The following is a 13,758-nucleotide window of genomic DNA, read 5'->3' on the forward strand; positions in this document are numbered from 1 at the left end:
TTCTTATGCGAGTGCCTCTTTTAAGGTCATTTCGATCTCGTTTACGACAAGATGACCGCTTTGATCCAACCGTGTCTGCCTGTAAAATACGCCGATATGCAGCGGCTCCAAGTCGGGCAATCCGGTGTCGGGCGATAGCGTTTGCAAACCATCCAGCATTGTCGGCCCAGTCAGGCAAGACACACCCAATCCGTCAACAACAGCCTGTTGCAGACTGCCAATCCCCGGACTGGCAAAGGCTATGCGCCATCGTCGTTTGGCCTCTTTCAGGGCTTCGGTCATACGGTCGCGGTACACGCATCCAAAGGGGTGGGCGACCAGAGGAAGTTCTTCGTGATCCGTAAATTCCACGCCCTTCGCCGCAACCCAAACCGGTTGTTCCACCCAGTTGCGATGCAAAAATTGCTGGTCCCCGCCGGGGTGCAGGCCCACGGCGATATCCAAATCGTCTTTTCGTATCCCCTCAATCAAATTGTGTGACAGGTCACACCGGATTTCTATCGTCATGTCGGGGTTCTGCCGCACAACGCGGGTCATGCAAGATTGCAGCATGCGCACACCGAAATCGACAGGCAGGCCGATGCGCAGCCGTTTTGTATCGGCATCATGACCAAACTGGCTGATGGCCAAATCATTGAGGCGCAGAATTTGACGGGCATGGCCAATCAATGCGTCGCCACGTTCCGTCAGGCGCACACCGCGGCCTTTGCGCATGACCAAAGGTTGGCCAACAAGGTCTTCAAGACGTTTCATTTGCAAACTGATGGCAGGTTGCGTGCGCCCCAAAAGCGTCGCGGCGTGGGTGTAGCTTTCGACTTCGATCACGGTGACAAACGTGCGCAAAAGCTCTGTGGGAAGGTTCACTTGGCCCATGGTACACCCATTTCGAAAACATATTCTTTCATTAGGAGTATAAATTTTTGTTATCTCAAAATCTATTCTAATTTGGTGGCATGAACCGAAATCAATTCCATAAGCTGTTCAAAACGCCCGGTCCCGTTGTGTTGCCGGTCATCCATGTTCTCGACAGTGCCCGCACCAAACGAAACGTCGAAACCTTGTTGGAAGCAGGCGCCCAAGGGTGCTTTCTGATCAACCATGACTTTGCGCCAGAGGCATTTTTGCCCATCATTCGCGACACCCGCGCAGCCTTTCCATCGCTTTGGATGGCTGTGAATTTTCTGGGCGTAACGGGCAAGGATGCTTTCCCGGTCTTGGGGCAGTTGCAATCCGAAGGATGTCAGGTCGATGCCTATTGGGCAGATGACGCTTGTATCGATGAAGATGGCATCAACACCGAAGCCAAAGACATTGACGCGGCGCGCACAAGCAGCGGTTGGGACGGGCTGTATTTCGGAGGCACTGCTTTCAAAAAGCAACGCGAAGTGGCCCCTGACCGATACGGCGATGCGGCCCGCGAAGCTTGCGCCTTTATGGATGTCATCACCACGTCCGGCGTGGCCACGGGCCAAGAAGCAGAGCTTGGCAAAATCGAAACCTTTCGTGCAGCGATAGGCAATCGCCCCATGGCCCTGGCGTCCGGCATATCGCCTGACAACGCGCAGGCTTATGCCGACGTCGACTGCTTTATGGTCGCCACAGGCATCAATGAGGCCGGTAATTTTTACGACATTGATCCGTGGCGATTGGCGGAATTGATGGCAATCACACGCACTCTGTCCAAAGGATCCGCACAATGACACTGCAAGACAAAGGCCCCCGCGACGATCGTTGGTATCTCAATATCATGGCGCCCAACACCAAGGGCGACAAATTTGCGTGGCTTGATCCCACGTCGATCTACATCAATGCGCAGGCTTTCAATGACTTGCTGGATGATCTTTTGGCGGACCTCAAGGCGGGTGACGTTGAATGTGATGTTGTGGCCGGTTTGGACGCGATGGGTTTTGTGTTGGGCGCTGCTTTGGCGGCACGCCTTGGTGTTGGGTTTTTGCCGATCCGCAAGGCAGGAAAACTATGTGTAGACACTGATACAGTGTCCTTTGGCAACTATTCGGGCCGCACCCAAGATATGGAAATGCGCATGCCCGCCTATGGCCCCGGCACCCGTGTGTTGTTGGTCGATCAATGGGTCGAGACAGGCGGCACAATGGATGGTGCGATCCGCTTGGTTGAACGTCAAGGTGGCGTTGTAGCGGGTATGGTTGCTGTTGCCATCGAAGAAAATGAGCGCACCGATGGATATCGCGCCTCCTATCCGTGTGTGTCTGCTGTGATGCAGGGTTCGCGGTGGCAAACCGAATGCAACAGCCAGACCTTGTCCAGCTTCACAACCTACACGCCAGAGGCTGCGTTCCCCCAAACAAAACGCTAGCTTTTACAGGGGGGGGCGATCCCTCGGGGTGGTGCCGCTATGGCGCATCCTCGAAGCTTTTTGGAAGTACCCTACCCAGAATACCGATAAGATAGGCAGTGCTTATTCCGAAGGTAAGAAGGCCCGTGATCGCGCAAAAGGTCGCAACGATACGCGCGTCTGCGCCCAGTACAATGTCGCCATATCCCAAGGTGGTGTAGGTGACGGTCGCAAAATAGAAGCTTGTTGGAAAATCCGGCAAAGAACCGATCATCAGAAACACAAGGGCCCAGGTCCATATCTGGATGGTGTGGGCTGCCACCAGGATGCAAATGCCAAAGGTCAGAAACATCGCGGGTCTTAACCTTGGCCAATGATCCTTTGAAAGGCGCTGTGACAGGTGGCCAAAATAGGGAATACTGGCGGCGATCGCTGCTGTATGCACCAATGCGCTAAGCGCCAGCAGGATCGTCCCAAGCGAGATCTGCTGTATAATCCCCATAGATAAATCCCTGTTGTTCGGATGCCGGTTGTAACACGCGGATTGATACACAGACGAAGGGCAGGGGCAAACCCTTGCACAATACGTCAGTGAATGCGCACACCCTGTGCCACAATCATTTTCTGAACGGTTGGGACGTCGATGTTGTGGAAGCCTACACCGGTTTTCACAGACCACGCGGCGGCCACGCCTGCACCTTGGCCTGCGACGGCACAACACGCCATGTTGCGGGTGGCGGCGTGTGCAACCCGATCACCCCCCGTTGCGCGGCCCGCAACGATCAGGTTTTGCACACCCTTGGGCAGCATTGAACGGTAGGGGATGTGCATATAACGCCCTGTGGTGGGTAGGATCAGGATGCCGTAGCCGTCGATAAATTCGGGGTAAATTCCGATGCTGTCGTCGAAACGGGCTTCGCCGCGCACGTCTGCTTCGGTCATATTGTAAACGGCGTCGATTTTTCGGGTGTCGCGGATGCCGATGGACATGCCAAAGTTGCGCAAACGCACGTCTTGGCAGCCCGGCGTATAGTGACGCAGGCCTTCGATCGCATGCATGGCTTGCTTGCGGCCTTCGATCTCAAACCGGGTCATGCTGTCGGGATCTGTGCCGTCGCAACCTGCAAGGTGGATCAGGTTCATATACGTCATTTCGCCGCTGTCATGCACCGCACCCCATGTGCCGCCAATCGTGTTCAGATGGGCAGGGATAACGCCGTCACGAATGGCCTGTTCAAAGGGCTTGCCCAGAAACGGAGAGAACATCGTATCTTCCTTGCCGTCGGTCTCGACCTGCCATTCGCCTGTGGACCAGTCGCGGTAGGTTTGTGGATCGGCTTTGACGCCTGCCATGAACTTGGCTTTGTTCACGCCAGCAAGGTGGAACATGACGCTGGCGGCTTGCATGTCTTCCACGGGCGTTTTGACCGTTGCAGCCCCTGCGCGCTGCGCGATGTCCGCGTCCCCTGTGGCGTCAATCACGCGTTTGGCCAAGATCGCCTCGCGGCCCGATTTGGATTCGACAATGACCCCTGTGATCATGTCCCCGTCCATGATTGGTGCTACGAACTGGCGGTGCAGCATCGGGTGAATGCCCGCCTCTTCCACCAGCGTATCCGCCACCAGCTTGAAGCCTTCGCTGTCCAACTCATAGCTTAAGGACTGGCTTTCCGGTACTGCCGCGCCCATGGCCTTGGCGCGCTCTTCGAATTCCCAGCCAATTCCCCCCGCCTCAACGGTTTTGTCGTGACGGTACCACGCAAAGCCTTCGACACCGACGACCGTTATGTTGCCCCCGAAGCAGCCGAAGCGTTCCAGCAATGTGACATCGACACCGGCACGTGCAGCGGCCAATGCCGCAGCAAGTCCGCCTGGGCCAGAGCCAACCACAAGCACATCGGTTTCATGGATCACGGGTGTGTGACGTGCGGGTTCGCGGATGGTGTGGGTGGGCATGATTGTCTTCCAAATTCAACGCAATCTCAGGGCTACGTTCCACAGCCACCGCTTGTCTAGTCGATTCTTGTAACCTGAGTCGTTTCGACTTTACGTGGACAAGCCAAGGCACAGGTTTGTAAATAACGCCCCACGACAATTGCGTCTAAAGGCCCGCTACAGTCTAAAGTGCATGGCCAATCGGTGTGAAAGCAATGCGCGAGATATTATATGGAACTACAACCCGCAAGCCCCGGAGCGGAAATGACGGTTGAGCCCACGCTATATTCTACCGTATCCCGGCCGTTCATCGAGGACTGGCTGCAAGCGCTGCGCATGCTGTGCACGACCGCCCAATATGTGTCTTTACTGGACCGTGCCGATCTGGCGTCTGGCACCGGTGATGAACAGGGACGTGTGACGCTGGATCAGATTGTCGGACTGTACCGCCTTGCCGCGGTCGAGACAGGCGACGAAATGATGGGGCTGTGGAGCCGCCCGATCCGGCCGCGCGCCTTGCAACATCTGCTGACTTCGGTGCGCGAGGCGACAACACTGGCCTCAGCATTGTACCGGTTTTCGACCTTTTGGAACCTGCTGTTGGATGATCACCAGTTCAAGCTGAGCGAAATGGACGATGTTTTGACGTTGGCGCTGCACCGACAAAACGATGCACCGTCGCAGCGGTTTGGGCATATGCTGATCCTGAAGCTGGCCCATGGGTTGTTGTCGTGGCTGGCACGTCAGGAAGTTCCTGTGAAAGAGGTCGGTTTCGCCTTCAAGCGTCCCGACTTTGCGCCGGATTATGCCATCATCTTCCCCGCGCCCGTGCAGTTCGACCGCGCCCAAACGTCGATCTCGTTTGATCCGGGCGTTTTGGGGAATGTGCAGGTGCGCAGCACTGCCGATCTGGACATTTTCTTGGAAAACGCGCCGCGCGACTGGATTTTCACACAATCGCGCAGCCACACGCAATCTTTGAGGGTGCGCAGCTATTTGGGCCGTGTCGGGTGGCAGGATGCGAACCTGACACATGCGGCGCAAGCGATGCACATGACCCCGCGCACATTGATCCGCAAACTGGATGCGGATGGCACATCGTTTCAAGGCATCAAGGACGCCCTGCGCCGCGACATTGCCATTGATGATCTGCGCAAGGGGGACAAAAGCGTTGAGGCCATTGCCCTTGATGTCGGGTTTTCTTCTTCCGCGAATTTCCATCGTGCGTTTCGTCGCTGGACGGGAAACACCCCAAGCTCATACCGCCGTAAAACGACCTGAGCGCACCTAGGGCGGCATTCGCGCATATTTGTCACTTTCGGACAATTCAATGTCACCTCATGAGATTGAGGCACAGGTGACCAGGCGGCTATTCTTAAAAAACAACAGAAAACTTCTTTCCATTTTCGGAAGCCGTCAATGCCCTCTCGCCCTTTGTGGCGGGAACGGACAGTTCATGCCATCAACCAGGAGGCCCCCATGCCGCAAGACCTGCAAACCATCCTATCCGCCGCCCACGATCACGCCACAAATCTGATCGCCCCAAATGTTGACGCTTGGAACACAGCCGGTCAATGGCCTCGCGATGCGTCTGATGCTGCGGGTGCGGCTGGTCTGACCGGGCTATACGCCCCCGAGGAATGGGGTGGACAAGGTTTGCCCCTGTCAGAAGGCATTCAGGTTTATGAACAGCTTGGCCTTGGCGATGGTGCGTATGCTTTTGCCATTTCGATGCACAACATTTGCACGTTTGCAGGCTGCGGATACGGCACGGACGCGTTTAAGGAAAAATGGGCGCGGGATCTGACATCGGGACGCAAATTGGCAAACTTTGCCCTGACAGAACCGCAGTCAGGGTCCGATCCAATGCAAATGTACACCCGCGCCAAGATCAATGATGATGGCACATGGACGATCAGCGGATCGAAAGCATGGGTAAGCCTTGCGGGCGAAGCAGATCTTTACTTCACCGTGGTTAAAACAAGCGACGCTGCCGGATACAAAGATATGGCGATGATTGCGATCCCTGCAGATGCCAAGGGAGTCAGCTTTGGGCCGCGATACGACACGCCATCCTACAATTTTCTGCCAATGTCAGAGATGTATTTGGACAATGTTGTGGTCAGCGCAGACAATATCATTCTGCCGGTTGGGCAGGGCTTTCAGGGATCCCTTATGGCCATCGACATCGCGCGTGTTTCTATCGCGTCTGGCTGTTGTGGATTGATGCAGGCTGCGCTTGATACGGCGCTGGCCTATTCAAAAAACCGTAAGATGTTTGGCGGTAAAAACCTTGATCTGGACGGCATCCAGTGGATGTTGGGTGAAGTCGCAACCGACCTTGAAGCGTCAAAACTGTTGTACCGCAAAGCAGCAGAAGCGCTTGGCACGCCGGAAGGCCCGCTGATGGCTGCACATGCAAAACGGTTTGTGCCTGACGCAGCCGTGAAAGCGGCCAACACCTGCACCCAAGTTCTGGGGGGTATGGGGTTGTTGCAACCTTACGGGTTGGACCGCCTGTCCCGCTTGGCCCAGATGTTGCGGATTGTGGATGGCACCACAGAAATCAGCCGTGTTGTCATCGGACGCGCCTTGCAAAAGCGCGCAGCTACGTTGGCTGATTTGCCGGTGCCGCAGGGGTTTCAGGAAAAAGCGGCCCCCGCTGTTGCCGCTGAATAAACCCAAGCCTTGAACCGACCGCCAAAGGGTGGTCGGTTCTTTGACCAAAAATATCGGTTGTGACGGGAATCAAGGGTGAGGACCCTAAAGCAAGCCACGGCAAATTTAACGCATGGGTTCAGACAGTGCCCGCGCATCAAAGATATTACGCGTAATCTATATTATGTTAATACCGTACATTTGAATCTGATCTGAGAAGCCATCCTTCCTTATAGTTTTATGACCGCCATCTTATCTTGGGTCATGTCGTGCATTGTGTAGCCAATCCCGCCGGTTCCATAACCAGATTTTTTGCGGCCTGCGAATGGCATCCAATCTACCCGAAACGCAGTGTGATCATTCACCATGACGGCTGTCGCATCTAGGTTCTGAATGGCCTGCATCGCGACATCAAGATCTTTGGAATATACCGAGGCTTGAAATGCGAAAGGCAGGCTGTTTGCCTGTAAAATAGCGGCATCGAAATTTTCGTATTCATAGACGCACATGACTGGGCCAAATATCTCTTGTAATGAGACTTTGGCAGTGAGCGATGGTCGCAATAACACTGTTGGCTCATATGTTGTATCGCCCCGCTTTGTTCCGCCAGTCAGCACGCTGGCACCCGTGACCTTCGCCTCTTCGACCCATTCCGCGACACGGTCAACCTCTCTGGGGCGGATCAGCGGGCCAGCTTCGGTGTCTTCATGCACGGCATTGCCAACAACCAGTTTTGCCGCCGCGTCGCTCAAAAGCTGCGCGATATCGTCCGCCATGCCTTTCGGGGCCAAGACGCGCTGCACCGAGACACAGACCTGACCGGAATGATAGAATGCGCCCTTCACAAGGCTTGGTATCATTGCTTCAATATCTGCGGTTTGGTCGACAATGACAGGTGCAGATCCGCCATGTTCAAGCGCGCAACGCGTGCCTGGTGCCAGCTTGGAACGCAGCATCCAGCCCACCTTGCCGGACCCGATAAAAGTAAAGAACGCAACACGCGGGTCCGTGACCAATTGCTCTGCTGTGGGGATATCGCAAGGCACAAAGCGACACCATTCTTCGGGCAGCCCCGCCTCGATCAAGATATCGACAAAGACCTGACAGGACAGTGGCGTGTCGTCAGCAGGCTTGACCAAGACAGGACACCCCGTTGCAACCGCAGGCGCGACCTGATGCACGATCAGGTTCAGAGGATGGTTAAACGCTGACACCGCAACAACAGGGCCAATTGGCTCGCGCTGGGTAAAGGCGATGCGCCCCGCGCCCGCCGCTGTCAAATCCATTGGAATTTGTTTACCTGTAAGGTTCGGAATTTCTTTGATACACAGGTTCATCCCGTCGATGGCGCGGGCAACTTCGACCCGCGCATCGATCAGGGGTTTGCCGCCCTCGTTGGCAATCAGATAGGCGAGTTCCTCAAAGCGGCTCTGCATGAGCGCCCCTGCCCGTTTCAGGATCTCGATCCTTTGATACGCGGGCAGCCAGCCTTTGCGGTTTTCATGCAATTGCTTGGCCGTCGCGAGATAGCCGTCAATCTCGTCCCAACCGGTTAAGGCAACCGAACCGATTGCCTTAAGATCAAATGGATTAACGACCTCAAGTGTGCCCCCGCTCATAGCAAACACGCCTTCTCTGCCAACTCGTCGATCAGAACCTTTTGGTTATCGGAGTAGTCAACAGGCAGGTCGATCAGATGCACACCGCCGGCTTTGAAAGCTGCATTGATGGTGGGCACCAGATCATCCGTCGCTTCGATGCGATGGCCCGTGGCACCATAGCTTTCCGCGTATTTGACAAAATCGGGGTTGCCAAATTCCAGCCCCCAGTCATCAAACCCTGCTGCAGTTTGCTTCCAGCGGATCATGCCATATGAGCTGTCATTGAACACCATCACCACAAGGTTGAGTTTGAGACGGATTGCGGTTTCGAGCTCTTGAGAGTTCATCATAAAGCCACCGTCCCCGCAAATCGCCATCACGCGGCGATCAGGGTATTGCATCGCCGCCGCCATTGCAGACGGCAGACCTGCGCCCATCGTGGCCAAGGCATTGTCCAACAAAACGGTGTTAGGCTCGTAGGCTTTGTAGTTCCGAGCGTACCAGATTTTATAGATACCGTTGTCCAACGCGATGATATCTTTGTCGCCCATAGCGCGCCGCGTATCCGCAACAAAACGCTGTGGTGTGACAGGGAAACGGGGGTCATCAACGCCCTCGGCAAGATGCTTTTCAACCTCGGCTTTTATGGTTTTGAAGTACGTCAAATCGACCCTGAGATCATTACCAACTGCCGTCTGAAGCTTTCTAACCGAAGCTGCCAAGTCACCGACAACTTCGACCTGTGGAAAATAAACTGAATCCACTTGCGCAGATTTATAGTTCACATGGATAACCTTCTTGCCGCCGTCTTCCATAAAGAAAGGCGGTTTTTCAACGACGTCATGCCCAAAATTGATCACCAAATCTGCGCGGTCGATCGCGCAGTGCAGATAGTCGCCGTCAGACAAGGCGGCCGTGCCAAGGAACAGTTCCGAGCGTTCGTCGACCACGCCTTTGCCCATTTGCGTCACAAAAAACGGGATACCCGTAGCGTCAATAAAGCCAGAAATCGCATCGCGCACATCTTTGCGATTGGCCCCTGCGCCAACCAACACCAAAGGCATCCTGGCCTTTTTGATGAGGTCAGCTGCATCTGACAACACCGCATCATCCGCGACGGCATAATAGCGTTTATGCGGTGTGATCACGGCGGCATCACATTGCTCTTCTGCGATGTCCTCGGGCAGCTCAAGCAAAACGGCACCGGGGCGCTCTTCGCTCGCAACGCGGAATGCTTCGCGCACCAGTGAGGGGATCGTGTTGCCGTGAACAATTTGTTTGCTCATCTTGCAGATCGGATCGAACAGGCCGACCACGTCAACGATCTGGAATTGACCTTGCTTGGATTTCTTGATCGGCTTTTGACCCGTGATCATGATCAGGGGGAACCCCCCCAAATGCGCATAAGCCGCAGGGGTGGCGAAGTTTGTGGCCCCCGGCCCCAGCGTCGCCATGCAGACACCGGGTTTGCCCGTCAGACGACCGTAGGTGGCAGCCATAAAGGCAGCACCCTGTTCATGGCGTGTAAGGATCAGTTTGATACTTGAGGTCCGCAGGGATTCAACAAGGTCTAGGTTTTCTTCACCGGGGACGGCAAAAATCTGCTCGACGCCTTCAGCTACAAGCGCTTTGACGAAAAGATCGGTTGCCTTAATGGTCTGGGTGTTTGAATTGGCCATGGTCTTATCTTTCCTTATTTTGCTGCCGTTCGTGGCTGGTAGGCCGGTAAAACGTCCTTGTAGGGATAGCGTTCATCCATCGCGATAGAGGTGCCGTCCGATTGCATGATCCGCACATGCTTGCGTTTCATCAGACGCGGTCGCCCCACACCGACAGAGTGGGAAATCACTTCGACCTCGTGCATCATGTTCTTGCAAAAGTTGGCGACCTTGACCGACTTGTCTGCTGGATCAAGACCCTTTTGCAGGCGTTTGTCGTGGGTTGTGATCCCTGTCGGACAGGTATTCTTGTTACATTTAAGTGCTTGGATACAGCCCAGCGAAAACATGAAACCACGGGCTGAGCTGATGAAATCAGCGCCCGCTGCCAGCGCCCAAGCGACTTCGGATGGGGTTACGAGTTTACCCGAGGCAATAATCTTGATCCGGTCGCGCAACCCATGTTCCGTCAGGATATCGACAACCAAAGGCAAGGATTCCTTGATCACCAAACCAACGTTGTCCATCAACGGCATGGGGGCCGCACCGGTGCCGCCATCGCCACTGTCGATGGTGATGAAGTCTGGCGCAGATTCGATCCCGCGCTGATGAATTTCCTGAGCCAAAGTGGACAGCCAGCCATAACTGCCAATCACTGCCTTAAAGCCAACCGGTTTGCCGGTCACTTCGCGCACATGGTTGATCATATCAAGCATCGATGCGGCGTCGTTTATTTCGGGATGGCGGTTGGGTGAAATGGAATCTTTCCCCACTGGAATGCCACGGATCGCCGCAATCTTTGGCGTGACTTTCGCACCGGGCAAGATGCCGCCCTTACCGGGCTTGGCGCCTTGGCTCATCTTTAGCTCAAACATGCGAACTTGTTCGTGTGCGGCGACTTCTTTCAGCTTTTCATCCGACAGATTGCCGGCTTCATCGCGCACACCATATTTTGCTGTACCGATTTGGAAAACGACATCTGCGCCTCCCTCAAGGTGATAGGGTGACAACCCGCCCTCGCCTGTGTTCATCCAACACCCGGCAAGCTTGGCACCTTTCGACAGCGCCCGCACGGCGGGTGTCGACAACGCGCCATAGCTCATGGCGGAAATGTTAAAGAAGGACGGGGCATTGTAGGGCGTCTTGCAATGTGGACCGATCAGAAGGGGCTGCACCTCGTGCGCGTCTTCATCCAACGTTGGAAAAGGACAGTTCACAAAAATAGGCGTGCCAGACACTGACAGCATCTTGCTTGAACCGAAAGCGACAGTGTTATCCTCGCCTTTGGCTGCGCGCCCGATCCAGTCCCGCTCTGCGCGGTTAAAGGGCATTTCCTCGCGGTCCATCGCAAAGAAATACTGCCTGAAAAACTCTCCAAGCTCTGTAAAGACATGCCGGAAACGGCCAATCACGGGGTAATTTCTACGCACCGCATCGCTGGTTTGCGTGATGTCGATCACGAACATGGCAATCACGGCCAGAACGCCAAGACCCAAAAAGAAAATGAACGTCGTCGTTAGGATGGGTAAATAGGTTGTCATAGTTTCCTCAAGTTTCCTGACATCGGGTTAGGTGCCATAATCAGTTGAACCCCGTCTTGGATCACAGTGATCACATGGTTTGGTCTATCGTACCCTTTACAGGGTCCACTTTTCGATCCTCCGCAAAATGTCCTTTAAGGTGAGACGCCTAGATGGCAGCGGCCTGTCGAGCTGCACATCTTGTGTGGCATCCATTCGTTGCTTCAAAATGGCAGCGAACGCATCGTGAAGGTCAGGCCGGTCAACCAGTACTTTTTGCAACCGCTCAATATCAATGCGGATCAGGGTGACATTGGTGGACGCCGTAAACTTTAGGAAGGATGGCGTTTCCATGAACATTGAGGTCAGCCCAAAATATTCTCCCGATCTAAGGTGCCCAACGACCCTAGGTGTGCCTTCCTTTGTCGTAACGCTCGCTTCGACAACGCCGTGAATAACGACATCTATTGCCTTGGCGGTTTCGCCTTCCAAGGCAATTACCGTACCCGCTTCAATCGTTTTGCGATTGCTGTGTTCGGCCAGCTCTTCCAGTTCCTCATCTGACAGTTGCTTGGTGATATCAAGCATCTTCAAAACCAGCATTGTTGTCGGCGGGTCAACCTGCATCGTAGCAACCTGCCGGTTGCGAAGCTCGTGAATGTCGGGCGAAACCTGAGTGCCAACATCTTTCAGCGCATAGTGGATTTCTTGGAAAAGCTGCTCTCGACCGGCAAACATCGCGGCATAATTCGGGAAGTGAACCCAGATCATATAGGTATATGGAACTGTGGTCGCGTCGATCAGGCGGACCAAAGGAAGCGGGTCCTTCATAACTTTGCTGCACTTTAGCGCCGCCTCAAGCAACAGTGCTTGCGCAAAGCGCGGATCCACTTCGGCGGGTATTTTGATTTCGTACCATGGGGCATAAGCATGGTCGGAGCCGTGAAAGTTTGTGATTTCCTGTTTTGCCAGTTCGCTGTTGGGGATCACCAATGTGGAATTATCCCATGCAAGCAAACGCGTCGCACGCCAGTTTAAGTCAATGATCTTGCCTTCGGAACCGTCGGCCAAACGAATGCGTTCGCCCAGTTTGAATGGGTGCTCAATGCTCAGCGCAATGCCCGAGAAAAAATCACCCAAAGTTTGCTGCATCGCAAATGCGACCAAGGCGGCGACAGCACCCGTCGAGATATATAAGCCGGTGATTGAATAGCCTTGCCCAAATATAAATGACGCAACGCCGACAAAAAAGAAGCTGCCAAACAACAAACCGCGCTGGAGGGCCGGCAGACGGCTTGTCCCGTCCCGACGGTTCTTAAAGACAAAAAACAGCTCGGCCAACCGTGCCAAACACCATGCAACCGCAAGGATCAGCATCAAGAGCGTGAGTGTATTGATTTGAGCGCTGAAATCATCGAAGCCATACCGCGAAACCACAGACTGCGCGATAGCACCCAAAAGCAGGGCCAACAGGGGCGCTGCAAACAGATCAACAAGTGCTGATAGGATGGGATGCCGCCCAGTGAGACCCTTCAACAATGATGCGTGTTTGCCAAACAGCCAGAAGCCCAAGGCCACAACACCGATAACGGCCAACGCGGTGTAATCCGCAATAATAAGGGCGAATGCGTTTAATATGCCCACTTTAATCTGCCTCGAGGGGTAGTGGAAGCAGCGCAGAAAACCCCAACAAAGGAATCTGGGCACCCGAAGTATATTGACGGCACTTCACGTCGTGGCACCGCGCATCGTGGCTGTCCGTTCTGTCAGCACCGCACCTAAACACAAGGCAAGAAGGCTGCCGCCAATCATCAGTGACGTATAGCAAAGTGGCCAACCGCTATCTGAACGCGGGCACGTTGGCCTGCCAAACAACTCAAGGGTAGTTCCCGCAATCGCCAAAAGAATTACGGGTGTGGCACCGATAAAAAACAACCACTTAAAGCGGTGCCAGCCAATTGAAACAGCAATCGCCATCGCCAGATAGGCCAGCGAGACGACGTAACAGGCTGGGACTGGCCCAAGTTTCGGACAAGCATTACCTGTACGAAAATGGCTGAGCGAGATCGGAA

Annotated in this window: 12 protein-coding genes; 4 read left to right on the forward strand and 8 right to left on the reverse strand. The window is 54.6% G+C overall.

Annotated elements, in window-relative coordinates:
* Positions 1-3: 3 nt before the first annotated feature.
* A complete protein-coding gene (locus ABJL60_RS21390; RefSeq protein WP_348376382.1) occupies positions 4-873 on the reverse strand; it encodes a LysR substrate-binding domain-containing protein in 870 nt (289 codons plus the stop codon).
* A gap of 80 nt (positions 874-953) precedes the next feature.
* Between ABJL60_RS21390 and ABJL60_RS21395 the strand changes: the two genes are divergently transcribed.
* Both ABJL60_RS21395 and ABJL60_RS21400 read left to right on the forward strand, forming a co-directional pair.
* Positions 954-1,700: an adenine phosphoribosyltransferase gene (locus tag ABJL60_RS21395; protein WP_348376383.1), complete on the forward strand. Its 747-nt coding sequence runs from the start codon at positions 954-956 to the stop codon at positions 1,698-1,700.
* Positions 1,697-2,335: a phosphoribosyltransferase family protein gene (locus ABJL60_RS21400; protein WP_348376384.1), complete on the forward strand. Its 639-nt coding sequence runs from the start codon at positions 1,697-1,699 to the stop codon at positions 2,333-2,335. The genes ABJL60_RS21395 and ABJL60_RS21400 overlap by 4 nt, the downstream gene beginning before the upstream one ends.
* Before the next feature lie 37 nt (positions 2,336-2,372).
* On the opposite strand, the gene ABJL60_RS21405 is transcribed toward ABJL60_RS21400, so the two are convergent.
* Together ABJL60_RS21405 and ABJL60_RS21410 are read right to left on the reverse strand one after the other, a co-directional pair.
* Complete coding sequence (locus ABJL60_RS21405; RefSeq protein ID WP_108830504.1) at positions 2,373-2,816, reverse strand: potassium channel family protein; 444 nt, start codon at positions 2,814-2,816, stop codon at positions 2,373-2,375.
* A gap of 86 nt (positions 2,817-2,902) precedes the next feature.
* Positions 2,903-4,270, reverse strand: a complete 1,368-nt coding sequence (locus ABJL60_RS21410) for an FAD-dependent oxidoreductase (RefSeq protein WP_348376385.1) — start codon at positions 4,268-4,270, stop codon at positions 2,903-2,905.
* A 243-nt stretch (positions 4,271-4,513) separates the two neighbouring features.
* Between ABJL60_RS21410 and ABJL60_RS21415 the strand changes: the two genes are divergently transcribed.
* Together ABJL60_RS21415 and ABJL60_RS21420 are read left to right on the forward strand one after the other, a co-directional pair.
* Positions 4,514-5,530 (forward strand): AraC family transcriptional regulator ligand-binding domain-containing protein, encoded by a 1,017-nt coding sequence (locus ABJL60_RS21415; RefSeq protein WP_348376398.1) that lies wholly within the window; start codon positions 4,514-4,516, stop codon positions 5,528-5,530.
* Positions 5,531-5,728: 198 nt separating this feature from the next.
* A complete protein-coding gene (locus ABJL60_RS21420; protein WP_348376386.1) occupies positions 5,729-6,928 on the forward strand; it encodes an acyl-CoA dehydrogenase family protein in 1,200 nt (399 codons plus the stop codon).
* Between the two features lie 209 nt (positions 6,929-7,137).
* On the opposite strand, the gene ABJL60_RS21425 is transcribed toward ABJL60_RS21420, so the two are convergent.
* The 5 genes from ABJL60_RS21425 to ABJL60_RS21445 all read right to left on the reverse strand — a co-directional run.
* Complete coding sequence (locus ABJL60_RS21425) at positions 7,138-8,526, reverse strand: aldehyde dehydrogenase family protein (protein ID WP_348376387.1); 1,389 nt, start codon at positions 8,524-8,526, stop codon at positions 7,138-7,140.
* The gene (locus ABJL60_RS21430) at positions 8,523-10,187 is read right to left on the reverse strand and encodes an acetolactate synthase large subunit (protein ID WP_348376388.1); all 1,665 of its coding nucleotides are present in this window, start codon (positions 10,185-10,187) and stop codon (positions 8,523-8,525) included. The genes ABJL60_RS21425 and ABJL60_RS21430 overlap by 4 nt, the downstream gene beginning before the upstream one ends.
* 14 nt (positions 10,188-10,201) lie before the next feature.
* A complete protein-coding gene (locus tag ABJL60_RS21435; RefSeq protein ID WP_348289894.1) occupies positions 10,202-11,707 on the reverse strand; it encodes an FMN-binding glutamate synthase family protein in 1,506 nt (501 codons plus the stop codon).
* 96 nt (positions 11,708-11,803) lie between these two features.
* On the reverse strand, positions 11,804-13,330 hold the full coding sequence (locus ABJL60_RS21440) for a mechanosensitive ion channel family protein (RefSeq protein ID WP_348376389.1): 1,527 nt from the start codon (positions 13,328-13,330) through the stop codon (positions 11,804-11,806).
* 84 nt (positions 13,331-13,414) lie between these two features.
* On the reverse strand, positions 13,415-13,758 hold a 344-nt coding region (locus ABJL60_RS21445; RefSeq protein WP_348502194.1), incomplete at its 5' end, for a hypothetical protein.

Source organism: Ascidiaceihabitans sp., from assembly GCF_039986515.1.
Taxonomy (GTDB): domain Bacteria; phylum Pseudomonadota; class Alphaproteobacteria; order Rhodobacterales; family Rhodobacteraceae; genus Ascidiaceihabitans.